Source organism: Amycolatopsis balhimycina FH 1894, from assembly GCF_000384295.1.
Classification (GTDB): domain Bacteria; phylum Actinomycetota; class Actinomycetes; order Mycobacteriales; family Pseudonocardiaceae; genus Amycolatopsis; species Amycolatopsis balhimycina.
Window position 1 is genome coordinate 6233248 of sequence record NZ_KB913037.1, and the last position, 26715, is coordinate 6259962.

General features: G+C 72.3%; 29 protein-coding genes. 13 read left to right on the forward strand and 16 right to left on the reverse strand.

Features of this window, described 5'->3' with window-relative positions; all coding sequences use genetic code 11:
* Positions 1-84: 84 nt before the first annotated feature.
* Together rfbB and rfbD are read left to right on the forward strand one after the other, a co-directional pair.
* Positions 85-1074, forward strand: coding sequence for a dTDP-glucose 4,6-dehydratase (rfbB, locus tag A3CE_RS0128515; RefSeq protein ID WP_020643513.1), 990 nt, complete (start codon positions 85-87; stop codon positions 1072-1074).
* 5 nt (positions 1075-1079) lie between these two features.
* Complete coding sequence (gene rfbD, locus A3CE_RS0128520; RefSeq protein ID WP_043791115.1) at positions 1080-1973, forward strand: dTDP-4-dehydrorhamnose reductase; 894 nt, start codon at positions 1080-1082, stop codon at positions 1971-1973.
* Between the two features lie 76 nt (positions 1974-2049).
* Here the strand turns inward: rfbD and A3CE_RS0128525 are convergent, their stop codons facing one another.
* From A3CE_RS0128525 to A3CE_RS0128535, 3 genes are read right to left on the reverse strand one after another with little or no spacing between them, the layout of a single operon-like run.
* Positions 2050-3135: a glycosyltransferase family 4 protein gene (locus A3CE_RS0128525; protein WP_020643515.1), complete on the reverse strand. Its 1086-nt coding sequence runs from the start codon at positions 3133-3135 to the stop codon at positions 2050-2052.
* Positions 3128-5629, reverse strand: coding sequence for a glycosyltransferase (locus A3CE_RS0128530; protein ID WP_020643516.1), 2502 nt, complete (start codon positions 5627-5629; stop codon positions 3128-3130). The genes A3CE_RS0128525 and A3CE_RS0128530 overlap by 8 nt, the downstream gene beginning before the upstream one ends.
* Positions 5630-5658: 29 nt before the next feature.
* A complete protein-coding gene (locus tag A3CE_RS0128535; RefSeq protein ID WP_169524021.1) occupies positions 5659-6594 on the reverse strand; it encodes a glycosyltransferase family 2 protein in 936 nt (311 codons plus the stop codon).
* Positions 6595-6603: 9 nt separating this feature from the next.
* Here A3CE_RS0128535 and A3CE_RS0128540 point away from each other — a divergent pair, with 9 nt between their 5' ends.
* From A3CE_RS0128540 to A3CE_RS0128550, 3 genes are all read left to right on the forward strand, one after another.
* Positions 6604-7680, forward strand: coding sequence for a glycosyltransferase family 4 protein (locus tag A3CE_RS0128540; protein ID WP_020643518.1), 1077 nt, complete (start codon positions 6604-6606; stop codon positions 7678-7680).
* 73 nt (positions 7681-7753) lie between these two features.
* Positions 7754-8884, forward strand: a complete 1131-nt coding sequence (locus A3CE_RS0128545; protein ID WP_020643519.1) for a glycosyltransferase family 4 protein — start codon at positions 7754-7756, stop codon at positions 8882-8884.
* A gap of 168 nt (positions 8885-9052) precedes the next feature.
* Entirely contained in the window at positions 9053-9910 is an 858-nt protein-coding gene (locus A3CE_RS0128550) for a glycosyltransferase family 2 protein (RefSeq protein ID WP_020643520.1), read from the forward strand.
* Here A3CE_RS0128550 and A3CE_RS0128555 read toward each other — a convergent pair.
* Complete coding sequence (locus A3CE_RS0128555) at positions 9907-10359, reverse strand: hypothetical protein (protein WP_020643521.1); 453 nt, start codon at positions 10357-10359, stop codon at positions 9907-9909. The two genes, A3CE_RS0128550 and A3CE_RS0128555, sit on opposite strands and share 4 nt — an antisense overlap.
* Positions 10360-10500: 141 nt before the next feature.
* Between A3CE_RS0128555 and manB the strand changes: the two genes are divergently transcribed.
* Both manB and A3CE_RS0128565 read left to right on the forward strand, forming a co-directional pair.
* Positions 10501-11580, forward strand: a complete 1080-nt coding sequence (gene manB / locus A3CE_RS0128560) for a mannose-1-phosphate guanylyltransferase (protein ID WP_020643522.1) — start codon at positions 10501-10503, stop codon at positions 11578-11580.
* Positions 11581-11583: 3 nt separating this feature from the next.
* A complete protein-coding gene (locus tag A3CE_RS0128565) occupies positions 11584-12480 on the forward strand; it encodes a DNA-3-methyladenine glycosylase family protein (RefSeq protein WP_020643523.1) in 897 nt (298 codons plus the stop codon).
* A gap of 58 nt (positions 12481-12538) precedes the next feature.
* Here the strand turns inward: A3CE_RS0128565 and A3CE_RS56750 are convergent, their stop codons facing one another.
* Genes A3CE_RS56750 through A3CE_RS0128600 form a run of 7 tightly spaced genes read right to left on the reverse strand, consistent with a single transcriptional unit; the run spans position 12539 to position 17159 of the window.
* A complete protein-coding gene (locus tag A3CE_RS56750; protein ID WP_020643524.1) occupies positions 12539-12682 on the reverse strand; it encodes a hypothetical protein in 144 nt (47 codons plus the stop codon).
* Entirely contained in the window at positions 12683-13048 is a 366-nt protein-coding gene (locus tag A3CE_RS0128575) for a GntR family transcriptional regulator (RefSeq protein ID WP_020643525.1), read from the reverse strand.
* Complete coding sequence (locus A3CE_RS0128580; protein WP_020643526.1) at positions 13045-13464, reverse strand: hypothetical protein; 420 nt, start codon at positions 13462-13464, stop codon at positions 13045-13047. The genes A3CE_RS0128575 and A3CE_RS0128580 overlap by 4 nt, the downstream gene beginning before the upstream one ends.
* 27 nt (positions 13465-13491) lie before the next feature.
* Positions 13492-14037 (reverse strand): NUDIX hydrolase, encoded by a 546-nt coding sequence (locus tag A3CE_RS0128585; RefSeq protein ID WP_020643527.1) that lies wholly within the window; start codon positions 14035-14037, stop codon positions 13492-13494.
* Positions 14034-15380, reverse strand: a complete 1347-nt coding sequence (locus A3CE_RS0128590) for a coenzyme F420-0:L-glutamate ligase (protein ID WP_026468959.1) — start codon at positions 15378-15380, stop codon at positions 14034-14036. The genes A3CE_RS0128585 and A3CE_RS0128590 overlap by 4 nt, the downstream gene beginning before the upstream one ends.
* Positions 15373-16362, reverse strand: a complete 990-nt coding sequence (gene cofD, locus A3CE_RS0128595; RefSeq protein ID WP_020643529.1) for a 2-phospho-L-lactate transferase — start codon at positions 16360-16362, stop codon at positions 15373-15375. The genes A3CE_RS0128590 and cofD overlap by 8 nt, the downstream gene beginning before the upstream one ends.
* On the reverse strand, positions 16359-17159 hold the full coding sequence (locus A3CE_RS0128600) for a GNAT family N-acetyltransferase (protein ID WP_020643530.1): 801 nt from the start codon (positions 17157-17159) through the stop codon (positions 16359-16361). The genes cofD and A3CE_RS0128600 overlap by 4 nt, the downstream gene beginning before the upstream one ends.
* A 59-nt stretch (positions 17160-17218) precedes the next feature.
* Between A3CE_RS0128600 and A3CE_RS0128605 the strand changes: the two genes are divergently transcribed.
* The 3 genes from A3CE_RS0128605 to dapC all read left to right on the forward strand — a co-directional run bounded on the left by A3CE_RS0128605 (position 17219) and on the right by dapC (position 18934).
* On the forward strand, positions 17219-17401 hold the full coding sequence (locus A3CE_RS0128605) for a hypothetical protein (protein WP_020643531.1): 183 nt from the start codon (positions 17219-17221) through the stop codon (positions 17399-17401).
* A gap of 124 nt (positions 17402-17525) precedes the next feature.
* Positions 17526-17846, forward strand: a complete 321-nt coding sequence (gene fdxA / locus A3CE_RS0128610) for a ferredoxin (RefSeq protein WP_003083029.1) — start codon at positions 17526-17528, stop codon at positions 17844-17846.
* Entirely contained in the window at positions 17843-18934 is a 1092-nt protein-coding gene (dapC, locus tag A3CE_RS0128615) for a succinyldiaminopimelate transaminase (protein WP_020643532.1), read from the forward strand. Before fdxA ends, dapC begins: the two co-directional genes overlap by 4 nt.
* Here the strand turns inward: dapC and A3CE_RS0128620 are convergent.
* On the reverse strand, positions 18928-19572 hold the full coding sequence (locus A3CE_RS0128620) for a TetR/AcrR family transcriptional regulator (protein ID WP_020643533.1): 645 nt from the start codon (positions 19570-19572) through the stop codon (positions 18928-18930). The genes dapC and A3CE_RS0128620 overlap by 7 nt on opposite strands.
* A 44-nt stretch (positions 19573-19616) precedes the next feature.
* Here A3CE_RS0128620 and A3CE_RS0128625 point away from each other — a divergent pair, with 44 nt between their 5' ends.
* On the forward strand, positions 19617-21023 hold the full coding sequence (locus A3CE_RS0128625) for an FAD-dependent monooxygenase (RefSeq protein ID WP_026468961.1): 1407 nt from the start codon (positions 19617-19619) through the stop codon (positions 21021-21023).
* 78 nt (positions 21024-21101) lie between these two features.
* Here A3CE_RS0128625 and A3CE_RS0128630 read toward each other — a convergent pair whose 3' ends face one another.
* The 3 genes from A3CE_RS0128630 to A3CE_RS0128640 all read right to left on the reverse strand — a co-directional run bounded on the left by A3CE_RS0128630 (position 21102) and on the right by A3CE_RS0128640 (position 23559).
* Positions 21102-22040: a CHAD domain-containing protein gene (locus A3CE_RS0128630; protein WP_020643535.1), complete on the reverse strand. Its 939-nt coding sequence runs from the start codon at positions 22038-22040 to the stop codon at positions 21102-21104.
* 99 nt (positions 22041-22139) lie between these two features.
* Entirely contained in the window at positions 22140-23123 is a 984-nt protein-coding gene (gene dapD / locus A3CE_RS0128635; protein WP_026468962.1) for a 2,3,4,5-tetrahydropyridine-2,6-dicarboxylate N-succinyltransferase, read from the reverse strand.
* 28 nt (positions 23124-23151) lie between these two features.
* Complete coding sequence (locus tag A3CE_RS0128640) at positions 23152-23559, reverse strand: hypothetical protein (protein ID WP_020643537.1); 408 nt, start codon at positions 23557-23559, stop codon at positions 23152-23154.
* Positions 23560-23603: 44 nt separating this feature from the next.
* Between A3CE_RS0128640 and dapE the strand changes: the two genes are divergently transcribed.
* Entirely contained in the window at positions 23604-24662 is a 1059-nt protein-coding gene (dapE, locus tag A3CE_RS0128645) for a succinyl-diaminopimelate desuccinylase (RefSeq protein WP_020643538.1), read from the forward strand.
* Positions 24663-24789: 127 nt separating this feature from the next.
* Positions 24790-25596, forward strand: coding sequence for a DUF3152 domain-containing protein (locus A3CE_RS0128650; RefSeq protein ID WP_020643539.1), 807 nt, complete (start codon positions 24790-24792; stop codon positions 25594-25596).
* Positions 25597-25665: 69 nt separating this feature from the next.
* Here the strand turns inward: A3CE_RS0128650 and A3CE_RS0128655 are convergent, their stop codons facing one another.
* Positions 25666-26709 carry a chitinase gene (locus A3CE_RS0128655; RefSeq protein WP_020643540.1) on the reverse strand — a complete coding sequence of 348 codons (1044 nt, stop codon included), beginning with the start codon at positions 26707-26709 and terminating at the stop codon, positions 25666-25668.
* Positions 26710-26715 lie beyond the last annotated feature (6 nt).

Sequence of the window (26715 nt, forward strand, 5' to 3'; positions counted from 1 at the left end):
ACCAGACTCTACTGAGACCCGTGTGGGACCTCCGTAGGCTGGGGGGCGAACGGCCCCGCCCGGGGCGTGAGGAAAGGCGGGATTATGCGGGTGCTGGTCACCGGTGGTGCGGGCTTCATCGGGTCGCACTACGTCCGGCAGGTGCTGACCGGCGCGTACCCGGCGCTGGATGACGCCGACGTGGTCGTGCTGGACAAACTCACCTACGCGGGCAACGAAGCCAACCTGGCTCCGGTCGCCGCCGACCCGCGGCTCGAGTTCGTCCGCGGCGACATCTGCGACACCGCGCTGGTCGCCGACGTGATGCGCGGCGTGGACCTGGTCGTGCACTTCGCCGCCGAGTCGCATGTGGACCGCTCGATCCTCGGCGCCGCCGACTTCGTGCTGACGAACGTGCTCGGCACGCAGAACCTGCTGCAGGCGGCCCTGGAAGCCGGTGTCGGCAAGGTCGTGCACGTGTCCACCGACGAGGTGTACGGCTCGATCGAGCACGGATCGTGGACGGAAGACCACGTGCTGGAGCCGAACTCGCCGTACTCGGCGTCGAAGGCGTCGTCCGACCTGGTGGCGCGCTCGTTCTTCCGCACCCACGGGCTGCCGGTGTGCGTCACGCGGTGCTCCAACAACTACGGTCCGTACCAGTTCCCGGAAAAGGTCATCCCGCTGTTCGTCACCAACCTGCTCGACGGGCGGAAGGTGCCGCTCTACGGCGACGGGCTCAACGTCCGTGACTGGCTGCACGTGGACGACCACTGCCACGGCATCCAGCTGGTCGCCGAGTCGGGCCGCCCCGGCGAGATCTACAACATCGGCGGCGGCACCGAGCTCACCAACCGCGAGCTGACGGAGAAGCTGCTCGAGGCGGTCGGCGCGGGCTGGGACAGCGTCGAACCGGTCGAGGACCGCAAGGGTCACGACCGCCGGTACTCGGTGGACATCACCAAGATCACCGAGGAGCTGGGGTACGCTCCGCGCGTGTCCTTCGAGGACGGTCTGGCCGCGACAGTGGCCTGGTACACGGACAATCGCGCGTGGTGGGAGCCGCTGGCAGGGCGGGCCGCGCTCAAGAAGTAGAGGAAGTGCCTGTGCGGCTGACGGTGCTCGTGCCCGGGGGTTCCGGGCAGCTCGGCCGGGACCTCGCTGCGCTGGCGTCCCCTTCGGTGGACGTGGTGGCTCCGGGTTCGGCCGGACTGGACGTCACCTTGACGGGTCAGGTGCTGGCGTCGGTCGGCGCCTTGGCCGACCGGGCACGCGAGACGGGTTCGGCGCCGGTGGTGATCAACGCGGCGGCGTACACGGCGGTCGACGCGGCGGAAACCGACGAGGAACGCGCGTTCGCGGTCAACGCCGACGGACCGCGCGTGCTCGCGGCGGCGTGCGCGGCCCGGCGGGTGCCGCTGATCCACGTGTCGACGGACTACGTCTTCCCGGGCGACGCCTTCCGGCCGTACGAGCCTTCCGACGAGCTGGGACCGCGTTCGGCGTACGGCCGCACGAAGGCGGCCGGCGAGGACGCGGTGCTCGGGTCCGGCGCGTCGTCGTGGGTGGTGCGGACCTCGTGGCTGTACGGCAAGTCGGGGGCGAACTTCGTGAAGACGATCGCCCGCTTGGAGTCGTCGCGGGAGATGCTGTCCGTTGTGGACGATCAGGTCGGCGGTCCTACATGGACTTTTGATTTGGCCTCCGGGCTCATGGATCTGGCTTCCCGCGTGGCCGCGGGCGACGGGCCGGCCCGGCGGGTCCTGCACTGCACGAACACGGGTTCGGTGACCTGGTGCGGCTTCGCGCGCGCGATCTTCACCCACCTGGGCGCGGACCCGGCGAGGGTCAAGCCGTGCACGACGGCGGAGTTCCCCCGCCCGGCCGCGCGTCCGGCGTACTCGGTGCTGTCCCCGGCTTCGTGGTGCGAAGCCGGCCTGACCCCGCTACGCCCGTGGGACGAGGCCCTGGCTGCCTACTTCGCCGCCGAGTAGTTCCCGAAAGTCCGTGAATGGCACATTGAGGGACTTCAAGTCCCTCAATGTGCCATTCACGGACTTGGACCAGCGGTCAGTGGCGGCCGGAGGCGAGGCGGTAGGCGCCGACCGTGAGCTCCGCGCACGTGCGCCACGTGAAGTTCGCCGCGTGGGCCCGTCGCGAAGCCGACGTCGCGACCGCGTGCGGGTCCGTCACCGCCGTGCGCAGCGCCTCCGCCAGGCCGTCCACGTCGCCGTACGGGACCAGGCTCGCGCACTCGCCCGCCACCTCGCGCAGGGCCGGGATGTCCGTGCAGACCACCGGGACGTCCGAGGCCATCGCCTCCAGCACCGGCAGCCCGAAACCCTCGTCGCGCGAGGGCAGCACCAGCGCCGACGCGCCGGCCACGACCGTGCGCAGGTCCACATCGGACAAATAACCGGTCTGGAACCGCCGGGCTCCCCGGGGGAACGGGCCCGGCCCCGCGAACACCAGGTCCGGCAGATCCGGCGCGGCCTCGTGGGCGCGGGCCAGCCAGTTCAGGCCCTTCCGCGGCCCGGCTGCCCCGGCGAACAGCAAGTAGCGAGCCGGCAGTCCGAGCCGCGCCCGCCGCTCGTCGTCCGGCGGGCGCGCGGTGAACCACGCCGGGTTCACGCCCAGCGGCGTCACGACGATCTTGTCGCGGTCGACGTCCAGCCGGGTCGCCACCGCGTCGGCCACCGCGGACGTCGGCGTGCAGATGACGTCCGCGCGGCGCGCGCCGCGGCGCACCAGCTCCGGCAGGTCGCGGTCGCTCGGCGACAGCTCCTCGGGATTGTCGAAAAAGGCCAGGTCGTGGATCGTCTGGACGCCGGCGGCGCGGAACCGCCCTGGCAGCACGAAGTTCGTGCCGTGCACGACGTCGGTCGGGCCGGCGAACAGCTCCACCGGCGGGAAGTCCGAGCGCACCCACGCCATCCGCAGCAGCCGCGCCGCGACCGGTATGCCGCGGGCCTGCGCGCCGTACGGGAGCACATGCCGCAGCCGCCGCCACCCGCGCAGCGTGAACGCCACCGCGCGCGTGTCCACTTCGGGGATCGAGACCAGCTCTTCGCTCAGTGCGGCCGTGTACCGGCCGATCCCGGTGCGCGCGCCGAGGAGCGGGGTGCCGTCGAGGAGAACGCGCAGGGACCTAGCCACGGCGGAGCCGTTGCTTCGCGACCTTGAGCGTCCGGCCGCCGACGCGCCGCGCCAGCTCGCCGGGCCCGCCCGCCGCGAGGTACTCGCGGACCAGGTCGACGTCCCGCCGCAGCAGCTCCCGGCCGCGCACGGCCGGCGTCCTCACCAGGTCAGCCGACCCGGGCAGCCGGTCGGCCGCCGGTCGCGGGTCGCGGCAGAACTCGACCAGCGGCTTCAGCGCCTCCGGCCACGCGAACTGCTGCGCGACGACGGCGATCCGCTCGACGCAGCCCGCGGCGAACTCCTCGTCGTACAACGCCTTCTCGAGCGCGTCGGCCAAAGCCACGTCGTCTTCGGCCGGGACGACGACACCGAGCCGCTCGGCCCGGACCAGGTCGGCGAAGGCGTCGCCGTCGGTGGTGACGATCGGCAGCCCGGCCCACAGGTAGTCGAGGACGCGGGTGCGGAACGCGAACGTCGTCTCGACGTGCTCGTAGTGCGTCGTGACGCCGCAGTTCGCGTCGAGCAGCCAGTTCTGGCGCTCGTGGTAGGGCACCCACTGCTCGTTGAAGTAGACGTGCTTGCCGGTCAGGCCCAGTGAGTCCGCCAGCCGGATCGTCCGCGCGCCGATGTCCATCTCGGCGACCTCGGGGTTCGGGTGCTTCATACCGAGGAACACGAGCCGGACGTCCCCGCGGTTGCGGCGCAGCCGGTCGATCGCGCGGACCAGCGTCAACGGGTCGAACCAGCTGTACACCCCGCCCGCCCAGAGCACGACGTGGTCGGTGCCGCCGATGCCCAGCGACGACCGCAGGCCCGGCCCGGTGCGCACCGGCGGCTCCGGGGGCAGGCCGAAGGGGACGACCGCGAGCAGCGACTGGGTCGTCGGGTCGGCGTCGTAGAGGCGCGGGGAAAGCCGGCCCATCGCGGCCAGGTGGCCGAGCCAGAAGTGGCGCTGCCGCTCGGACGCGCAGAGGAAGAAGTCGCCGCGTTCGAGCTGGGCGTCCAAGACGCGGGTGACGCCGGCGAGGTCGGCCGCGCGCTTGTCGTCGGCGACGCCCTTGCCCTGCTCCAGCAGCTCGAGGTGCATCGGGTCGTAGAGGTCGGCGACGACGATCTTGCCGCGGTGCTCCTTCTTCAGCGACGGCGCCAGTTCGAGCACGTGGCCCTGCAGGACGACGATGTCGGCCCAGGCGACCGGCGCCTCCAGCTCGCGGTGCTTGCCCGCGCTGACGCGGAACGGCGACGGCGGTGGCGTGGCGAGGGGGTTGGTGGTGACGAGGTGGACGTCGTGTTCGGCGGCCAGCGCGAGGGCGATGTTCCAGGCGCGGATCGCCGGGCCCGCCATCCGCTCGGTGAGCGCGTCGCCGGTGAGCACGAGGATCTTCCGGCGCTGCCCGAAGGCCTTCTCGATGCCGAACGCCTCGACGAGGATGTCGTGCGCGGCGAGGTAGCGGGGGAGCGGGTAGGCCGGCTCCAACGCCTTGCGCAGCAAGGGAAGCAGGTCGGCGTCGGTCCGGACGCGGGCGGCCTGCTCGACCGCGCGGGATCCGGCCAGCGACGGCAGCTGCTCGACGAACTGGTCGATGGCGAGGATCCCGGCGAGCGTGCTCCGGGGGATCGCGACGTCGCCGGACTCGATCGGGCCGACGCCCTGTTCGAGGTCCAGCTGGGTGGCGTCCAGCTCGCCGCGGGCGGTGGCGCGGCGCACGGCCAGGGCGAGTGCCGCGGGCAGCGCGCGGGCCAGGGTCTCGTCGGAAAGGTTCTTGTACAGCGCCGCCAGGGCGTTGCGCTCCAGGAGGAACGTCTCGCGGCCGGTCTCCGGCGCGTCGACCGCCGCCATCGTGCCGTGGTGGCGGTGGAAGGCCACCGACTCGGGGAGGTACCGGACGCGCCAGCCGCGGAGGTTGAGCCGCCAGCCGAGGTCGACGTCCTCGTAGAACATGAAGAACCGTTCGTCGAAGCCGCCCAGCTCGGCGAACACGCTTTCCCGGACGAACATCGCCGAGCCGGTGCCGAACAGGACGTCCTTCGCGACCTCGTGCTCGGCGGCCGGGACGTCTTCGAGGGGCAAGCCCGCGTGGCGCTTGTAGCCCATGCCGAACCAGGTCAGGCCGCCGTCGACGAAGTCGGTGCCGGTGCCGTCCCAGTCGAGGACCTTGCTCGCCACGGCGGCGACGCGGGGTTGCCCGCGCAGCTCGGCGACCGCGGTGGAGACCCAGCCCGGCGCCGGGCGGGCGTCGTTGTTGAGGAAGCCGAGGACCGTGCCCTTCGCGTGCTTCGCGCCGAGGTTGCAGCCACCGGCGAACCCGAGGTTGCGCCCGGCCTCGATCACGCGGGCCTGGGGGACGGCTTCGCGGAGGCGCGCGGCCTCGTCGGAGTTGTCGACGCAGATCAGCTCGAGCTCGGGGTAGTCGTGCTCGGCGAGCGCGCGCAGGCAGGTGATCGTGTCGTCGGCGCCGCGGTAGTTGACCACGATCACCGAGACGAGCGGTTGCGGTTCCCCCTGCGCCAAAGCCTGCTCCTTCGTCGGGTGCCGCAAGCTTAAAGGCCCGCCCATGCTTCCCAGACCGCGCCTCGGCCGAGTGCCGCGCGACGGGTGATCACGCGGCGGGCGAGCAACGTCGCAGGTAGCCGTGCGGCCACTTCGGCCAGCACCCGGCAGCGCAGGCCGAGCCGGAAGTTCGCCGCGTCCGGACGGCTCGGCCGCAGTGGCAGCACCGCGGTCAGCACGGCGAACCTTGCCAACTGCTTCACTGCGACGTCGAGCGGTGCGCAGCGCAGCAGCATGAGCAGGCGGTTGCGCTCGTTCCAGTGGTGGAACAGCGCCGAACCCAGTTCGCTGCTGACGCCGTGGGCGTGCCGGACGCGGGCGCCGGGCGCCGCGACGACGTCCCACCCGGCCAGCCGCAGCCGCCAAGCCGTGTCGGTGTCTTCGTAATAACAGAAAAATTGAGCCGGGACGCCGCCGACGTCACGCAGGGCTTCGACGCGGAGCAGGGCCGCGCCGCCGCAGAAGCCGAACACCTCGCCGGTGGGCTCGGTGACGTCGGCGCCGTGGCCGTCGGCCGTCAGCCGCACGCCGGCGGACTGAGTAGTGCCGTCGGGCCGCGCGAGCAGCGAGGTCGAGGCGGCGGCCAGCGGTGCCTTTTCGAGGGCGTCTTCCAGTGTCGCAAGCCAATCCGGTGACGGTTCGGCATCGTCGTTCAGCCACGCCATCAGCGGGGTCTGGACCTTTTCGAGGGCGACCGCGAGGGCGCCCGCGTAGCCGGTGTTGCGGGCCAGGCGGATTACTTGCGGGTGCGAAGGATGGGCCGCGAGCAGGGCGGCGGTGCCGTCGTCGGAGGCGTTGTCCACCACGAGCGTCCGATGTGGACGCGTCTGCGCGGCGAGCGCGTCGAGACAGGCCGTGACCTGGCCGGCACCCCGCCAGGTCACGACTACCACCGTGGTGGCGGGATTCGCGGTCACGTCCCGCACAATAGCCGCGTGCCCGAACTGGTCGTGCTTGCCGAGCAACTCCTCGCGCCCGTGCCCGGTGGCACCGGGCGCTACACGGCCGAACTGCTCCCCTCCCTCGCGAAGTCCGCGCCGCCGGGCTGGACGGTGTCCAGCGCCGTCGCGCGGCACGCCGACGTCAGCGCGGCCCGGCTGGACGGTGTCGAGGGCCCCCGGGTGCTGCGGATCCCGCCGCGGGCGCTGGTCGCCGCCTGGCAGCTGGGCCTGCGCTGGTGGCCGGGCGGCGATGCGGTGCACGCGCCGACGCCGTTCGCGCCGCCGCGCGCCCCGGCCGGGCGGACGCTGAGCGTGACCGTGCACGACACCGTGCCGTGGACCCACCCCGAGACGCTGACCGCGCGCGGGGTGAGCTGGCACCGGTCGATGATCGCGCGGGCCGCGCGCCGCGCGTCCGGGCTGGTCGTGCCGACGCGCGCGGTCGCCGACGAGCTGGCGGTGCTGATCGACGTCGACGTCCCGGTGCGCGTGGTGCCGCACGGCGTGCGCGTTCCCACCGGATCGGCCGAACTGGACCTGCCCGGGGAGTACGTGCTGGCGGTCGGGACGATCGAGCCGCGCAAGGGGATCGACGTACTGATCGACGCGGTGGTGGCACTGGAAGGCACGGTGCTCGTGCTGGCCGGGCAGCCGGGCTGGGGCGGCGTCGACCCGGTCGCGCTGGCGGCCGAGCGCGGCCTGCCCGCGGACCGGCTGCGGGTGCTGGGGAAGGTGACGGACGCCGAGCTGGCGACCGCGTTGCGCCGGGCGAGGGTGCTGGCGGTGCCGAGCCTCGCCGAGGGGTTCGGGCTGGGCCTGCTGGAGGCGATGGCGGCGGGGGTGCCGGTCGTGCACACCGACGTCCCGGCGCTGGCCGAGGTCGCGGGCGGGGCCGGTGTCATGGTGCCGCGGGGGGACGCCGCGGCGCTGGCTTCCGCGCTGCGTGAGGTGCTCGGTTCGCCCATGAGGGCGGCGGAGCTGGTCAAGGCGGGCCGGGAGCGGGCCCGGGCCTTCACGTGGCGCCGCGCCGCGGAGGCCGTGTGGGCGATCCACCGGCGCGCGCACGACTGAGCCTGGTTTGCCAGTTCCCCACCATGACGCAGGGTCGCCGCCGTACCCTGCAGGGGTGAGCGATGACCCCCGGGTGCTGATCGACGCGACCGCGGTTCCCGCGGACCGCGGCGGCGTCGGCCGGTACGTGGATTCGCTCGTCGCCGCCCTCGACGCGGACGGGGCCCGGATCACCGTCGTCTGCCAGCCACGGGACCTGGGCCTCTACGACCGGCTGGCGCCGCACTCCCGCGTCGTGCCCGCGTCGCCGACGACGACCACCCGCACCGCCCGGCTGACCTGGGAACAGGCGACGCTGCCACGGCTGGCGCGCCGGCTCGGCGCGGACGTCGTCCACTCGCCGCACTACACGATGCCCCTGGCGACGTCGGCGGCCTCGGTGGTCACACTGCACGACGCGACGTTCTTCACCGACGCCGTCCTGCATTCGTCGGTGAAGGCCCGCTTCTTCCGCGCGTGGACGGCGACGGCCCTCCGGCGAGCGACAGTGTGCGTGGTCCCTTCGGCGGCGACGGCCGCGGAGCTGACCCGGGTCGCCCCGGTGCGGCACGCTTCGCTGGAAGTCATTCACCACGGCGTCGACAGCGAGCGTTTCCACCCACCGTCCCCAGCCGAGGTCGAGGCGGCCCGCGAGGCCGTCGGCCTGGGGAGGACACCGTACGTGGCTTTCCTGGGCGCGCTGGAGCCCCGCAAGAACGTGCCGGCGCTGATCCGGGGGTTCGCCCGCGCGGTGGCGGGGCAGCGTGACGCGCCGGCGTTGGTGCTGGCCGGCCAGCCGGGCTGGGACACGCAGGTCGAGCGGGCCCTGGACGCGGTTCCGCACCGGCTGCGCGTGATCCGGGCGGGGTACCTGCCGTTCGGGACGCTGGCGGGGTTCCTCGGCGGCGCTTCGCTCGTGGCCTACCCGTCGTTGGGCGAGGGTTTCGGACTGCCGGTCCTGGAGGCGATGGCGTGCGGCGCGTGCGTGCTGACGACGCGCAGGCTGTCGCTGCCGGAGGTGGGCGGCGACGCGGTGGCGTACTGCGGAGTGGGCGCGGGCGACGTGGCGGCGGCGATTTCGGAGCTGCTGGCGGACCCATCGCGGCGGGCCGAGCTGGCAACGGCGGCCCAGCAGCGCGCGAAGGACTTCTCCTGGGCGACGACCGCGGAGCGGCACCGGGAGGCGTACGCCAAGGCCTGGTCCCGCCACCTCCGCACCCGCTGACCCGTGACCAGACGGTCAACTCGCGTGATTAGAGGGTCGACACGGCGGTGCCTCGGTGTGTCGACCCTCTGATCACGCGTGTCGGCTTCCTGATCACGCGTGGCGGCCCTTCCGTCACGGGCCGCGGGGTGGCGGGGTTGCGCTCGGTGATGAGTGGACAATGGCCGGGTGACTGAGCATCCCCGCTACGGCGACCAGATCGGCGTCGTCACCGTGACGTACTTCTCCGGCGACACCCTCGAGCGGTTCCTCGACACCCTCGAGAAGGCCACTGACCGCGATGTCCGGGTGGTCGTCGCGGACACCGTCTCCACCGATGGCGCGCCCGAGAAGGCCGCGAAGCGCGAGAACGTGCACCTGCTCAGCATCGGGGAGAACGTCGGCTACGGGACCGGCTGCAACCGCGGTGTCGCCGAGCTCGACGACTCCTGCGGCTGGGTCGTCATCGCCAACCCCGACCTCGAATGGGAGCCGGGGTCGATCGACGCGCTGCTCGACGCCGCGAAGCGGTGGCCGCGCGGGGGTGCCTTCGGGCCGCTCATCCACGAGCTCGACGGTGCTGTCTACCCGTCGGCGCGGCTGCTGCCCTCCTTCGGCCGCGGCATCGGCCACGCCGCGTTCGGCAAGGTCTGGCCCGGCAACCCGTGGACCCGGCAGTACCGCCAGGAGAGCGGCACGCCGGTCGAGCGCGTCGCGGAGTGGCTGTCCGGCTCGTGCCTGCTGCTGCGCCGGGAGGCCTTCGACTCGGTCGGCGGCTTCGACTCGCGATACTTCATGTACTTCGAGGACGTCGACCTCGGCGACCGGCTGGGCCGGGCGGGCTGGCAGAACGTCTACGTGCCCTCGGCCGGCGTGATGCACCTCGGCGGCCACTCGACGTCGCAGGCGTCGAAGAAGATGCTCGCGGCCCACCACGCCAGCGCCTACCGCTACCTCGCCGACCGCCACCAGGGCCTCGCGTGGAAACCCGTGCTGGCCGCCGTGAAGCTCGGCCTCGCGCTGCGCCTGAAGCTGGAGACCCGCTAGATCCCGTCGAGCCGGCGCGAAAGGTCGGACTTGCCGTTGTTCTGCGTCACCGTCGGCACCAGGCCGGTGTCCTCCGGATCGGGCTCCTTCAGGGGGCTCGTGATGGGCTCGGCCTGGGGACGGCGGGACAGCGGGGCTGTCACCTGCGTCGCCGGCCCTGGCGTGCTCAGCGGTGTCGTCTGCTGCGGGCGGCGGCCGCCCGGCACCTCCAGCCGCCGCGTCGGCGCCGCGCCGGCCAGCGGGTGGTCGTTCTCCTCGATCAGCGACGCCGGCAGCTGCGTCGTCGTGTCGGGATCACTGCTGCGGTCCAGCCCGTCGATCTGCGCGCGCGGGATCTGCTGGGTGTTGGACGAGTCCATCGGTGACGTCGCGCTGTCGGGTGTCACTACGAACACACCGCGCGCCTGGGCTCGTGCGAGCAGGGCGTCCGCCCGATCGCGGGGGTCCATCCCCTCGGCCTCCCGACTGACCCGGGGCCCTCTGGGGAAAGGCCCGCCTGTTTCCTGTCTAGGGTAGGCCCTCGAGGCGACCTCCGTCAGGGTTTCCCATGGCTTGTCGCTCAGCGGTGCGTGATAAAAGAGGAGATTTCCGTGACGTCCGAGGTCGATGTCGACGCCGTCGTGCTGGTCGGGGGCAAGGGCACCCGGCTGCGCCCGCTCACCCTTTCGGCGCCGAAACCGATGCTCCCGACAGCCGGGACGCCGTACCTGAGCCACCTGTTCTCCCGCATCCGCGAGGCCGGGATCCGGCACGTCGTGCTGGGCACGAGCTACCGGGCGGAGGTGTTCGAGGAGTACTTCGGCGACGGCAAGTCGATCGGCCTAGACCTCGAGTACGTCGTCGAGGAGGAGCCGCTCGACACCGCCGGCGCCATCCGGAACGTGTACGACAAGCTGCGCGCCGAGCAGGTGATCGTCTTCAACGGCGACATCCTGTCGGGCGCGGACCTGGGCGAGCAGCTGCGGGTGCATCGCGAGTCGGGCGCCGACGTCACGCTCCACCTGCAGCGCGTGCCGGACCCGAGCCGGTTCGGGTCGGTGCCCACCGACGAGACCGGGCGCGTTCAGGCGTTCCTCGAGAAGACGCCGAACCCGCCGACCGACCAGATCAACGCAGGCTGCTACGTCTTCCGCCGCCCGGTGATCGAGGCCATCCCGACGGGACGCCGTGTGTCGGTCGAGCGGGAGACGTTCCCGCGGCTGCTGGAGCAGGGCGCGCACATCCAGGGGTTCGTCGATGCCTCCTACTGGCTGGACGTCGGCACGCCGGAAGCGTTCGTGCGCGGCTCCGCCGACCTGGTGCGCGGCGTGGCGCCGACGTCGGCGCTGCCCGGCCGTCCCGGTGAGTTCCTGGTGCTCGATGGCGCGTCCGTGGCCGAGGACGCCCAGCTGTCGGGCGGTTCGACGATCGGCGTCGCGGCCGTGGTCGGCTCGCGCGCGAAGATCGACGGCTCGGTGCTGTTCGACGGCGCCGCCGTGTCGGAGGGCGCGGTGGTCGAGCGCTCGGTGCTCGGGCACGGCGCGCGCGTCGGCGCCGGCGCGGTGCTGCGCGGCGTGGTGCTGGGCGACGGCGTGTCCGTCGGGGCCGGCTGCGAACTCCTCGAAGGCGCCCGCGTCTGGCCGGACGTCGTGCTGCCCGACGGTTCCATCCGCTTCTCGAGCGACGCTTAGCCGATGTACTGGCGCCCCGCGTTCGAAGTCGACCTGGGCCGGGTCCTGGGTCCGCTGAAGCGCGGCCGCGGGTCGCTCAACATCCTCACCGACGAGCGCGGCATCACCTGGCTCGCGTCCAACACGCCCGACGGCCCCGGCACGCTGGCGCTGCGCCGCCTGCCGGACGGCCGCGTCGAGGCGGCGGCCTGGGGCGAAGGCAAGGATCGCCTGCTCACCGGCGTGCCCGCCTTGCTGGGGGCGAACGACGACGACTCCGAATTCGTCGCGCACCACGACGTCGTCGCGCGGGCCCGGCGGGCGAACCCCGGCCTGCGGCTCGGCGCGACCGGGGTGGTGTGGGACTGGCTGGTGCTCGCCGTGCTGGAGCAGAAGGTCGCGGGCAAGGAGGCAATCCGTTCGTGGGCGGAGCTGTGCCGCCGGTTCGGCTCCCGCCCGCCCGGTCCGGCGCCCGAGCGGCTGCGGGTGCCGCCGACGCCGGCGGCGCTGCGGTCGCTCCCGGACTGGCACTGGCACCGCGCGGGCGTCGACATCAAGCGCCGGACGGCCCTGCTCAACGCGGCCCGCGTCGCGCCCCACCTGGAACGCGCGGTCGAGCTGGGCGGGCTCGCGGGACGTCACTGGTTGCGCCAGGTCCCGGGCATCGGGGTGTGGACGGCGGCGGAGATCGCCCAGCGCGCCTGGGGTGACCCGGACGCGGTGAGCTTCGGTGACTACAACATCCCGTCGATGGTCGGGAACGCCTTGCTGGGCACCAAACTCGACGACGCGGGGATGGCCGAGCTGCTGGTGCCGTACGCGCCGCAGCGGCAGCGAGCGGTGCGTTACCTCGAGGCGGCCGGGCACACGCGCCCGCGGTTCGGGCCGCGGATCGAGCTGCGTGACTACCGCGCCATGTGAGGACGGGCAAAGTCCGTGAATGGCACATTGAGGGACTTCAAGTCCCTCAATGTGCCATTCACGGCTTTGAGCCCGGGGGAGTCACGCCCGGGTACGGCGGCTGCTTCGGCTTGCTCGCGTTCACGATGAGCAGCACCACCCCGACGATGCCGGCGATGACCACCAGCCCGATCAGCAGCATCAACGCGGACACCCCGAGCATTCAGCCAGTTCCCTCGTCGAGTGCGGCGCGGACGATTGCCAGCGCTTCCGTGTCGTCCAAGCCTAGTTTGCGGGTCAGCGCAGCATATTCGGCCGCGGCCTGCTGGGCGCGGCGGCGGCTCTGGTCGCCGGAAGCGGCGACGAAGCTTCCCGCGCGGCCGCGGGTCTCGATCAGCCCCGCCTCCTCGAGCTCGCGGTACGCCCGCGCGACCGTGTTCGGGGCGATGCCGAGGTCGGCCGCGAGCTGCCGGACCGTGGGCAGCTTCGCGCCGACGGCCAGGCTCCGGTCGTTGATCCGCGTCGCGAGCCCGGACCGGACCTGCTCGAACGGCGGGACCGGCGAGCTGCTGTCGAAGGGGATGATCACCAGCTCTGCGGACCCGCTCCCGGACCCGGCGGCTGCTGCTGGTACGGGCCCTGCGGCGTGTACTGCTGCTGCGGCATGGGCTGCGACGGCGGATATCCGGGTTGCTGCGGCATCGGCTGCGACGGCGGGAACCCCTGCTGCGGGAACCCCTGCTGCGACGCCGGGAACCCCGGCTGCGCCGGGAATCCTTGCTGCGGCGGCGCGAAACCCTGCTGCGGCGGGAAGCCCGGCGGCGGGAACTGCCCGCTGTTCTTCATCGCCTCTTCCCGGCGCATCTTCGACACCCGCACCGCCACCACGACGACGAACACGATGATCGCCAGGATCAGCAGGCCGACGACGATGTAGCCGAACACCCCGTCGCCACCGCCGCTGCTGGTGTGGATGTGCACCCGCTCGGGGAACTGCGTAGCCATGTGGTCCCTCCCTGTCCGCGCTCCAGGTTAGTGCCCGGCACCGACAGGAACGGCCGCTTTCACCGGATCGGCCAGATCCTCGGAGCCGGCCGGAAGGGCGTCGACCGGCCACCACCGCAGGTCGTCGGACTCGGCGCTGCGCACCGGCGAAGCTCCCGGCGGGGCGTGCACCGCGAACTGGACGTCGAAGTGCCGGGTCGGCACCCCGAGCGAGCACGTGATCGGGTGGACGTCCAGGTGCACCGGCTCGGCGGAGATCCGCAGCCCGGCGATGCCGGACTCCTCGGTCGCCTCCCGCAGCGCCGCCCTGGCCAGTGAGACGTCGGAAGGCTCGCAGTGCCCGCCGAGCTGCAGCCACCGGCCGACCCGCGGGTGCAGCGTGAGCAGCACCCGCGTGCCCGTGTGGTCCAGAACCACCGCCGACGCCGTCAGGTGCCCGGCCGCGCACGACCGCCGGCAACTGTCCGGACGGGCGGCCAGAAACCCGAGGAACGCCTGCCGCAGCGACTCCTGGGACGCGCCGGCAGGCCGCCACGCGGAAAGCGTCGCGACGGCGTCCGCGTGCAGGCTCACAGCTCCAGCAGCCCTTCGCCGGGCGAGACCGGCCCGCGCGGTCCGGGGGCCGAAAGCGGCACGCCGATCGCCACCGAGCCCAGCGGCTGCCAGCGTTCGTCGAGGCCCAGGACGTCCCGCACGAGGTCCGCGGCGAAGATCGTCGACCCGATCCAGCACGAACCCAGGCCCTCGGCCGCCAGCGCGACCAGCAGGCCCTGCACCGCGGCCCCGGCGGCGACGGTGAACATCGTCTTCTCGCAGTCGTTGCGGCGGTCGTCGCGGTAGGTGTGCGCGCCGTCCGGCACCAGGAACGGGATGACGACTTCGGGCGCGCGGTACAGGATGTCGCCGCGGCTGAGCCGCTTCGCGATCTGTTCCTCGGTGAAGTCGTCCCCGGACAGGTCGGCCCGCCACGATTCGCGCATCGCGTCGAGGAGCTGCTTGCGCGTCGCGCCGTCGCGCAGCCAGACGAACCGCACGGGGTGCGTGTGGTGCGGTGCGGGCGCGGTCAACGCGGAACCCACCGCGCGCCGCAGCGCGGCCGGGTCCACCGGCTCGTCCGCGAACTGCCGCACGGACCGCCGGGCCGGGACGGCTTCCCGGCGGCCCTGGGCGATGGCTTCGTCGGTGCCGAGCCGGAAGAGGTCCTCTTCGAGGGGCCGGACGAGCGAACGCGCCGTCGAGCCGTCGTCGAAGATGTCGAGCCCGCGGACGACCGCGACCGGCGTCCCGCCCAGCTTGCCCTTGACCAGGTCGGCGGCCGCGGCGAGCTCGTCGGCGACGGCGACCTCGGTGACGGCCAGCTCGTTGCCCTGCCCGTCGACCTGCCCGCGGTAGGCGTGCAGCACGCGCAGCCCGGACGCGCCGATCGCGGCGTCGGTCTGCCCGATCCGCCAGGCCCGGCCCATGGTGTCCGTGACCAGGACCGCCACCTCGACGCCGAGCCGCTCCCGCAGGCCGTTGCGCAGCGCCAGCGCGGACGCGTCCGGGTCGGCGGGCAGCAGCGCGACCTCGTCACCGGCCACATTGGACGCGTCGATCCCGGACGCGGCCTGGACGATCCCGAGGTGGTTCTGGGTGATCACCGTCCGCGCGATCCGCGCGACGACCCGCACGGCCTCCTGCTCGACGAGCTTGCGGCGTTCGGCGTCACGGACCTCGGGGTCCGACGGCACGCGCACGAGCCTGCCCTCGGCCTTCGAGACGATCTTGCTGGTCACGACCAGGACGTCGCCGGAGCGCAGCCAGGGCGCGGCGGCCACGATCGCGCCGGTCAGGTCGTCGCCCGGCCGGAACTCCGGCAGCCCGGTGACGGGCAGGATCTCCAGCTTGAGTGCGGCGTGGTCACCGGTGTCAGTCAACAGGGGCTCCAGCCAGTTCCAGGGCGGCACGGACCATCGCCGCGGTCGCGTCCACATCGGACATCAGCAGGGGGACGTCGCGGACGGTCACGCCCGGAACGTCGGCCGTCTCGCCCTCGGCGATCAGCCAGCCGTCGAGCACGCCGCCGTCCTTGCGCGAGCCGTAGTGCCGGCCCACCGCCTCCGCGGACGTCTCGACGCCGATCGCGGTCAGGCACGCGTCGGCCATCCCGCGCAGCGCCTTCCCGCCGATGATCGGCGACACCCCGACGACGCCGGCGGACGTTTTGCGCAGCGCGTCCCGGACCCCCGGCACGCCCAGCACAGTGCCCACCGAAACGACCGGGTTCGACGGCGCGAACAGCACCGCGTCGGCGTCCTTGATCGCTTCCAGCACACCCGGCGCGGGCTTGGCCTCGTCGGCCCCGACCGCGACGATCGAGTGCGCCTTCGGCTCGGCGCGGTAGCGCACCCACCACTCCTGGAAGTGGACGGCCTTCTGCTGCTCGTCCTGCTCCGGGTCGTCGATCACGACGTGCGTCTCGACGCGGTCGTCGGACATCGGCAGCAGCCGGACGCCGGGCTGCCAGCGGTCGCAGAGTGCCTCGGTCACCGCCGACAGCGGGTAGCCCGCGCGCAGCATCCGCGACCGGATCAGGTGGGTGGCGATGTCCTTGTCGCCGAGGCCGAACCACGTCGGCTCGGCGCCGTAGGCCGCCAGCTCCTCCTTGACGACCCAGCTCTCGCCCGAGTGGCCCCAGCCGCGTTCCTGGTCGATCCCGCCGCCGAGGGTGTACATGCAGGTGTCCAGGTCGGGACAGATCCGCAGCCCGTGCATCCAGACGTCGTCGCCGGTGTTGACCAGCGCCGTCACCTCGTGCTCCGACTCGGAGGCACCTTCCGGTGCCATGCCCAAAGCCGCCTTGACACCCAGCAGGAAGCGGGCCCCGCCCACTCCGCCGACCATTACCACGATCTTCACGACGTCGAATCCTCGCACGAGCCGGGTGCGGGCACCCAGTACCGGTATCTGTGGTGCGGGGCGTAGCCGAGCCCCGCGTAGAGCGCGAGCGCGCCCGAATTGCCCTCCGCGACTTCCAACACCGCGCGGTCCGCCCCGTGTTCCGCGCCCCAGGTGTGCACCGCGGCCATCAACGCGGACGCGAGCCCCTGGCGGCGGAAGGCGGGGGCGACCTCCAGGCGGCCGACGTGCAGCCAGCCGTCCACGACGGCACCGCGGACGGCACCGGCGGTGACGCCGTCGACCGTCGCGACGCCGTAGCCGACCTTCCCGCCGGTCAGGACGCTCCGCGCGGCCGCGCTGTCCTCGGCGGAGCCCAGCGTGAGCGCCCACCACTCCGGCGCCGGCTCGTCCGCCACTTTCACGTGAAAGCGCCCACCTGGGGGCGTCGCTTTCACGTGAAAGCGCCCACCTGGGGGCGTCGCTTTCACGTGAAAGCGGCGCTTGGTGAGCACGACGACCTCGTGGCCGCGGCGGTGTCCCTTCGCCTCCACCCAGCCTTCGGCGGCGATAGCGCGCTCGGCCGGGCTGTCACGGACCACCTGCACCATCGGGGTGATCCCCCGATCGTGGGCGAAGTCACACACCGTCTCGAGCGCCTCCGGCACCGGGCGGCCGGCGTCGCCGACGGCGAGAGCGCTGTTCGCGCGGCCGGTGAAGCCGTCCGCCCAGCGCAGGCGCCAGTCGCCCAGGTGTTCCACGACCGGCGGTGGCCAGGCTCGGCTGCAGGCGACCAGGAGCGTTTCGGGGGCGTTCACGGCTAGATTGTGACTGAGGCGGTGAAAGTCGCGGAGCGGATTTCGGCAGGAGGGTGGCCGTGGGCATCCAGCGCAAGGACGAGCGGCACAACGAGAAGCTCGTCGACGAGATCTCCGAGGGGTTCAACCGGGCCGTGGGGGAGAAGAAGCCCGAAAGTGACACCGACGAGGCACCCAAGCCGCGTTTCGTCATCACCGGCGACGCCCGGGCGACCCCGCCCCCGCGCCGCCGGGAGAGGTGAGCGCCATACCCGGAGTATGGCTAAGGCTTGCCTCACCAACCGAACGGGTGCCGATGCCGCGTAATGTCGGGACCGACTGGCTGTTTGCAGAGACTGTCTTTGCAGAGATAAGCGGGAGTGCGCAGTGACCTACGTGATCGCCGAGCCCTGCGTCGACGTGCTCGACAAGGCGTGTATCGACGAGTGCCCCGTGGACTGCATCTACGAGGGCGAGCGGATGCTGTACATCCACCCGGACGAGTGCGTCGACTGCGGCGCCTGCGAGCCGGTCTGCCCGGTCGAGGCGATCTACTACGAGGACGACGTCCCGGACAACTGGTCGGACTACACCAAGGCCAACGTCGACTTCTTCGACGAGCTGGGCTCGCCCGGCGGCGCGTCCAAGGTGGGCAAGACCGCGCACGACCCGGCGTTCATCAAGGCGCTGCCCCCGCAGGGCGAATGAACCGCGTCGCCCTGCCCGACTTCCCCTGGGATTCGCTCGCCGAGGTCAAGGCCACGGCGCAGGCGCATCCCGGTGGGGTCGTCGATCTCTCCATCGGTACCCCGGTCGACCCGGTCCCGGCCGGCATCCGCGACGCGCTCGCGTCGGTCTCGGAGATCCCCGGGTACCCGACCACGCACGGCACCCCGGCGCTGCGCGCGGCCGCCATCGCCGCGCTCGGCCGCCGGCACGGTGTGACCGGCATCGAGCCGGACGCCGTGCTCCCGACGATCGGGTCGAAGGAAGCCGTGGCCTGGCTGCCGCGGCTGCTCGGCTTCGGTCCCGGTGATGTCGTCGTCATCCCGGAGCTGGCGTACCCGACGTACGAGGTCGGGGTGCTCCTGGCGGGCGCGTCGATCCTGCGGGCCGACGGCCTGACCGCGCTGGGCCCGCAGCGGCCGTCGATGATCTGGCTGAACTCGCCGTCCAACCCGACCGGCCAGGTGCTGCCGGTCGAGCACCTGCGCAAGGTCGTCGAGTGGGCGCGCGAACGCGACGTCGTCGTGGTCTCCGACGAGTGCTACCTGGCGCTGGGCTGGGAGACCGAGCCGCTGTCGATCCTGCACCCGGACGTCTGCGACGGCCGGCCGGACGGGCTGATCGCCGTGCACTCGCTGTCGAAGTCGGCGAACCTGGCCAGCTACCGCGCCGGGTTCCTGACCGGTGATCCCCGGCTGATCAAGCAGCTGCTGGAGATCCGCAAGCACGCCGGCATGATCGTGCCGCGCCCGGTCCAGGAGGCGATGGTCGCCGCCCTGACCGACGACGAGGCACTGGCGGCCCAACGCGAGCGCTACGCCCGCCGCCGGCTTGCCCTGCGGAAGGCGTTCGGGGACAACGGGTTCCGCGTCGACCACTCCGAAGCGGGCCTGTACCTCTGGGCGACCAGGGACGAAGACGCGCAGACCACGCTCGCCTGGCTCGCCGAACGCGGGATCCTCGTCGCTCCCGGCTCGTTCTACGGCCCGAAGGGCGGCAATCACGTCCGGGTCGCGCTGACCGCGACGGACGAGCGGGTCGACGCCGCCGTGCAGCGGCTGACTCAGTAGTCGCGGCCGGTGAGGCCCCGGTAGACGAACCGGGTGAGCAGTTCGATCGCTTCCTCGTCGGTCGGCGGCGTCCAGTCCGGCGGCGAGCCGTGCAGCCACGTCGCCGCGAACGAGTCGACGAGGTTGTAGATGAGCATGCCGCAGCGGTCGGGCGTCGCCGGCAGGCTCAGGCCGGCACGGGTGATGTGCGCGAGGTGGTCGTCGAGGTCGGCGGCCTGCGTCGCGCCGAACTTCGCCACCGTGCGGGCGAACGATTCGCTGACCATCGCCGCCTGGCGCAGGGCCAGCATGGTCGCGGCGTTCTCCCGGTAGAAGGTCCAGTACTGCCTGATGTGCCAGCGCACGGCCGTCGGGTCGCTGAAGTCGGCCAAGTGGTCTTCGCTGTCAGCGCTCTCGTCGCCTGACGCGGCGATGTCCTGGAGCAGGGCTTCGAGCAGCTCTTCCTTGCCCGCGAAGTGGTTGTAGAACGACCCAGCGGCCCGGCCCGCTTCGGCGGTGATGTCGGTGATCTTCGTGTTCAGGTAGCCCTTCCGGGCGAAGACGCGCTTGGCCGCGGCCTTGAGCGCGCTCTCGGTCTCGGCGGCCTTCTCCTTGCGGTTCACCGTCACCTCCTTGACACGGGACGCTAGCAGCGTCATTCTGAATCCAGATTCACTGAATTCTAATTCACTGGGAGGGCGACATGAGTACACAGGTGCTGATCGCGGGGGCGGGACCGACCGGGCTGACGCTGGCCATCGAGCTGGCGCGCCGGGACGTCCCGGTGCGGATCATCGACAAGGCCGAGACGTACTTCGCCGGCTCACGCGGCGACGGGCTCCAGCCCCGCACGATGGAGGTCTTCGAGGACCTCGGCGTGCTCGACGCGGTACTGGCGCAGGGGGCCGCGCCGGTCCCGACCCGCGTCTACGTCGGCGGGACGCTGGTCGACGAGCGCTTCATGTTCGACGTGCTCGAGCCGACGCCGGACACGCCGTACCCGGGCGCGTGGTTCCTCGGTCAGTCGCAGACCGAGGGCATCCTGCGCGACCGGCTGGCCGAGTTCGGCGTCCGCGTCGAACTGAACACCGCGCTGACCGGGTTCGAGCAGGACGCCGACGGCGTCACGGCGACCCTGAGCACGGGCGAGACCGTGCGGTCGGCGTATCTGGTCGGCGCCGACGGCGGCAAGAGCTTCGTGCGCAAGGCGCTGGGGATCGCCTTCGAAGGCACCACGGACGAGTCGATCCGGATGCTGCTCGGCGACGTCCGGGCCGACGGCCTCGACCGCGGATACGGGCACCGGTTCGGCGCGACGGACAACCCCATGCAGGGCATGATGTTCAGCCCGCTGCCGGGCACCCCGCACTTCCAGTTCGGGTCCCCGCTCGGCGACGGCGACCTCGAGTCCGAGACGGCGTTGCCCGCCGTGCAGGCGCGGCTCGACGCGGTCACCGGCGGCGGCATCACGCTGTCGGACCTGGCCTGGTCGACGGTGTGGCGGCCGAACGTGCGGCTCGCGGCGCGGTTCCGCGACGGCCGCGTCTTCCTGGCCGGCGACGCGGCGCACGTCCACCCGCCGACCGGGGGCCAGGGGCTGAACACCGGCATCCAGGACGGCTACAACCTGGGCTGGAAACTGGCCGACGGCTCGCCGGAGCTCCTCGACAGCTACGAAATCGAACGGCGGACCGTCGCGGCCCGCGTGCTGGGGATCACGACCGGCCTGATGCAGAAGTACGTCGACGGCGACGAGGACGCGGACCGGCGCGGCGAGGAAACCCAGCAGCTGGACATCACCTACCGCGGCGGCCCGCTGTCGCCGGCCGGCACGGGGTCCCTGCGCCCGGGCGACCGCGCGCCGGACGCGCCGCTGGTGGACGCGAACGGCAAGCGCGTCCGCCTGTTCGAGCTGTTCCGCGGCCCGCACGCCACCGAGCTGGTCTTCGGCGACGGCCCGACGTCCGGCTACCGGATCCTCCCGGCGGGCAGCATCGCGACGGGCACGGACCTGGTCGACGAGGGTGGCCACGCCTACGCGGCTTACGACGTGCAGCCGGGCGCGCGAGTCCTCATCCGCCCGGACGGTTACGTCTGGTCGATGTCCTGAGAGGGCTTCCGAACGTCAGGAAAGAGTCGTTCATGTCGCCGGACGTCAGGAAAGGGTCGTTCATGACGTCCGGTCAGGTCAGGCGTGGAGGGCCTTGGCGGCGGCGTCGACCGCCTCCCAGGAGTCTCGCCAGATCGCGCGGGCTTCGGCGCGGCGGCCCAGCTCGTGCTCGGCGATCCGGCCGGCGACGAACCCGACCGGGCCGTTGGCGGACTCCAGCACCGTGCGCATCCGCTCGGCGGCGATCACCGCGTCCTGGTGGTCGCCCAGCACGGTCTGGAAGTCCTTCGTCGCCTTGAGCAGGTTCTTGATCCGCTCGGCCTGCTTCTTCTTCGCCGACGTCTGGGCCAGCTCGGCGGCGTAGCGGAGCTTCTTGCCGTGGATGCGCAGGGCGTGCAGGTCGTCGTCCGGCGGGTCGGCGGGCAGCGCGCGGACGGCCTTGGCGAGCTTGCGGTGCGGCTTCGCCAGACCGGCGATCAGGTCGTGCGGCCGCTCCGCCTCCTCGGCGGCCGCGTCGCGCTCCCGGGTCAGCAGGCTGACCTCCCGCAGCAGCGTCGAATAGCGGGCACTGGACAGCGCCCGGGTCAGCCGCCGCTTCGCCGTCGCGCGTTCGGCGACGAACCGGGACACGAGACGGTGGCCGGGGGCCTGGTCGCGGACCTCGAAGCCGGCGATGAGCTCGCGCAGGTGCCCGATGAGGACGTCGTAGTCCCGCACCTCGCCGAGCGATTGGCCGAGCCAGCCCAGCTCCGCGCGCACCGGCTCGGCGCCGTCCCCGACCAGGGTGCCGGACAGCTTGAGCACGCTGCGCATCCGTCGCAGCGCGACGCGCATCTGGTGCAGGTCCTCGGGGTCGGCGCCCGAGCGCGTGCCGGATTCGTGGGCGAGCAGGGCGCGGATCTCCCGGTCCAGCTTGGCCCGCACGTGGTCGACCGCGGGATCGGCCGGGCGCGCCTCGACCGGGAGTTCCGGCAGGCCGAGGTCAGCGGGAGTACGAGGCAACGATCCGGTGGTCACCAGATGAATGGTAGGTGAACAACTCGGCCTCGCCCAAAGTTCGTGAAGGCCACCTTGAGGAACTACAAGTTCCTCAAGGTGGCCTTCACGAAGCAGAGGTCAGTCGTTGGCGTGCAGCGCCGCGTTCAGCTCGACGCCGATGCCGGTTCGCGGCACGACCTCGACCGCGCCGGTCGCCGAGTTGCGGCGGAAGACCGCGCCCGAGATGCCGTTGAGCTCGCGGGCCTTGACGACCTTGCCTTCGACGACGACCTTCGTCCCCGCCGTCACGTACAGGCCGGCCTCGACGACCGAGTCGTCGCCCAGCGAGATCCCGACGCCGCCGTTCGCGCCGATCAGGCAGCGCTCGCCCAGCGAGATCGTCTCCTTGCCGCCGCCCGACAGCGTGCCCATGATCGACGCGCCGCCGCCGACGTCCGAGCCGTCGCCGACCACCACGCCGGCCGAGATCCGGCCCTCGACCATCGACGCGCCGAGCGTGCCGGCGTTGAAGTTGACGAAGCCCTCGTGCATCACGGTGGTGCCGGACGCCAGGTGCGCGCCGAGCCGCACGCGGTCCGCGTCGCCGATCCGGACGCCCGTCGGCATGACGTAGTCCACCATCCGCGGGAACTTGTCGACGCTGTACACGGTCACCGGGCCGCGCGCCCGCAGCCGCAGCCGCGTCGTCTCGAAACCCTCGACCGGGCACGGGCCGTGGTTGGTCCACACGACGTTGGCCAGCAGGCCGAACAGGCCGTCGAGGTTCTGGCCGTGCGGGCGGACCAGCCGGTGCGAGAGCAGGTGGAGCCGCAGGTAGATGTCGTGCGTGTCCGCGGGCGCGTCGGCCAGCCTGCCGATCGTGGTGCGCACGGCGACGACCTCCACCCCGCGGTCGGTGTCCGGGCCGAGCAGCGCCGCGGCGGCCTCGCCGAGCAGCTCGGTGGCCTCGCCGACGCTGAGCCGCTCGGTGCCGGGCGTGCCGCCTTCGGTCAGCTTGGGGTGCGGGTACCAGGTGTCGAGGACCGTCCCTTCGGGGGTGACGGTGGCCAGCCCGACGCCGCTGGCGCCGGTCGTTTCGGGGTTCGGGCTCTGCTCGCTCACGGCCTTCACCGTAGTGGAGTGACGCGGATCAACCACTCGTGGGCCGCGCGTCTACCTGCTTCTTCAGGCCCGAGAGCGCCCCGGCGATGTCGACCAGCGCCTGCGAGCACGGGCCGCCGGGGGACGGCACGGTGGTGCAGCCCGCGCCACGGAACTCCGCGACGGCCTTCTCCAGTGCGCCCGCCTCGGCGACCAGCTGCGGGTCGCGGTCGTCCGCGCGCTTGCGGGCCGCGCCCGGCACGTTGGCGACCTCGGTGACGTACTTCTCGCAGCCCTTCGGCAGCTGGGTGCGCGGGCTCGCGTAGCACTGGTCCGCGGTCAGCGCGTCCAGCTTGGTCGGGAGGGCGTCCGGGCCGGGCTCGCCGCCCTGCTTGGGGGCCGGGCCCGCCTCGTTGCCGCAGCCGGACAGGACCAGGACCAGCAACGCGCCGCCCACGGCGACCGGGAACCTACGCACACCCTCACGGTAGCGTGCCGGGCATGAGTCTCGACCTGCACGCCGACCCGGTGGACCTGACCGCAGCGCTGGTGGACGTCTTCAGCGTGTCCGGGTCGGAGGCCGAACTCGCGGCGCTCGTGCAGGAGGCGCTCGAGAAGCAGGCGCCGCACCTCGAGGTCGTCCGAAACGGCGACGCCGTCCTCGCGCGGACGAACCTCGGCCGCCCGTCGCGGGTCGTGCTCGCCGGGCACCTCGACACCGTGCCGGAGAACGGCAACTTCCCTTCGCGGCGCGATGACGAGTTCCTGCACGGCCTCGGCACGGTCGACATGAAGGGCGGCGACGCGGTCTTCCTGCACCTCGCGGCGACGCTTCCGGAGCCGAAGCACGACGTCACCTTCGTCTTCTACGACAACGAAGAGGTCGAAGCGGTCAAGAACGGCCTCGGCCGGATCGAGCGCGAGCTGCCGGAGTGGCTGGCCGGGGACCTGGCGATCGTCGGCGAGCCGTCGAACGGCGTGATCGAGGCCGGCTGCCAGGGCACCATGCGCGTCGAGCTGCGGTTTTCCGGCAAGCGCGCGCACACCGCGCGGTCGTGGATGGGCGAGAACGCGATCCACGCGCTCGCCGAGCCGCTGCGGCGGCTGGCGGAGTACACGCCGCGGATCGTCGACATCGACGGCCTGACCTACCGCGAGGGCCTGCAGGCGACGGCGGTCGGCGGCGGGGTGGCGGGCAACGTCGTCCCGGACGCGGCCGTCCTGACGGTCAACCACCGGTTCGCCCCGGACCGCGACCCGGCGGCGGCCGAGCGGCACCTGCGCGAGGTGTTCGACGGATTCGAACTGTCCGTTGTGGACCTTTCGCCGGGTGCGCTGCCGGGCCTGTCCGCGCCGGCGGCGGCGGAGCTGGTGGCGGCGGCGGGCGGCCGCGCGGCGGCGAAGCTGGGGTGGACGGACGTCGCGCGCTTCGCGGCGCGCGGCATGCCGGCGGTGAACTTCGGCCCCGGCGACCCGACGCTGGCGCACACGCAGCAGGAGAACGTCCGGATCGAGGAGATCGGCCAGGTCGCCGACGTCCTCCGCAAGTTCCTGGCCTGAGTGCTCAGTGGCGGTCGTCACACTGGGCGGTGCTGAGCTGCGGTGACGCTCCGGGGTCGGACGTCACCGCAACTTTTCCTCGTCGCGGGCCGTATTCCCTGGGGAACCGTGCACCAGGGGAGGACCGATGCCGAACAGCGCGAGACGGGCGGCGGCCGTCGCCGTGCTCGCCGTGGCGGTGTGCGGAGCGGTGGCCGCCTGTGGAGAACGACAGCCCGTCGCCGCGCCGGCGGCCGGTCCGATCGTCACCGCTATCGCGGACGCCACCTCGATCCCGCCGCCGCCCGCCGAACGCGAGCCCGTCATACAGCCCACGCCCGTCGAGGTCGCCATCACGTTCCCGCAGACCGGCTCCGGCCAGTGGATGTTCACGCCGGGCAGCGACGAGGTCGCCGGTACGCAGGGCAGGCTCATGCGCTACCGGATCGCGCTGGAGACCGACATCGACGGCGTCGGGCCCGCCGACTTCGCCCGGCGGATCCGCGGGATCCTCGGCGACCCGCGCGGCTGGACCGGCGGCGGCCAGTGGCGGCTGCAGCAGGTCGGGCCGGCCGACATGGCCGACTTCACCATCTACCTGGCCACCCCGGCCAGCCGCGACAAGCTGTGTGGCGGCACCCCGGACGGCTACACGTCTTGCCGCAACGGCAGCAACGTCGTGCTCAACGTCGCCCGCTGGGCCAACGCCGTGCCGAACTACGGCGCCCCGATCGACGTCTACCGCCAGTACATGGTCACCCACGAAACCGGCCACCGGCTGGGCCAGGGCCACGAGCTGTGCCCGGGCCCGGGCCGCCCGGCGCCGGTGATGGAGCAGCAGACGCTCGGGCTGCACGGCTGCGTCCCGAACCCGTGGCCGTTCCCGGACGGCGGCCGCGAGTACGCCGGCCCGCCGGGCGAGTACAACGACCCGATCCCGGCCGGGGACTCCTGACCGCACAAGTCCGTGAATGGCACATTGAGGGACTCCAAGTCCCTCAATGTGCCATTCACGGCTTTCGGATCAGCGGCCCTGCAGGGATTTCACGTTGTTGCCGAACGTCCAGCCCTTCGAGCCGTCCCAGTTGATCGACCAGTCCATCAGGCCCTTCAGGCCCGGAACCGAGCGCCACGCCTGGGAAACCAGGCTCGGCGACATGTACCCGCCACCCGCGCCGGGCTGCGCGGGCAGGCCGGGGACCTGCTTGTCGTAGGGGACGCGGATCGTCGTGCCCTGCACGACCAGGCCCTGGTTCAGGCACTGCGTCTGCACGGTGAAGCCCTGCACGGTCCCGGCCTGGTAAGAGTCGCCGGAGCAGCCGTACATCGAGCCGTTGTAGTACTGCATGTTGAGCCACCACAGCCGGCCGTTGTCCGCGTACTTCTTGATGATCGGCAGGTACGCGCCCCAGATCGAGCCGTAGGCGATGCTGCCGCCGGTCACGTACGCGGTTTCGGGCGCCATGGTGAGCCCGAAGTTCGACGGCATCTTCGCCAGCACGCCGTCGATGATGCGGATCAGGTTCGCCTGCGACGCCGAGAGCGTCTTGATGTTCCCGCTGTTCGTCAGCCCGGTTTCGATGTCGATGTCGATCCCGTCGAAGTTGTACTGCTTGAGGATCGGCACGACCGTGGCGACGAACTTGTCGGCCACCGCCGACGAAGACAGGTCTATCCCGGCCGCCGCGCCGCCGATGGACAGCAGGATGGTCGCGCCCGCGGCCTTCGCGGCGCACATCTCGGCGGGCGTCGACACCTTCACCCCGGCGTCCATCCCGTTCTCCCACAGCACTGTGCCGTCGGAGCGGATGACCGGGAAGGCCGCGTTGACGACGTTGTAGCCGTGCTGCGCGAGGCGGCTGTCGGTGATCGGGACCCAGCCCATCCCGGGGTGGACGCCGTTCGCGGCGCCGTCCCAGTTCTCCCAGTATCCCTGGAGGACCTTCCCGGCGGGCCGCGACTTCACCGCGCACGTGTCGGCCCGCACCGCCCCCTGCGCGGGAGCCGCCACGAACAGCGGGACGGCGAGCAACGCCGTCAGAAGGGTTCCGAGCCAACGGGTTCTCATACCGGC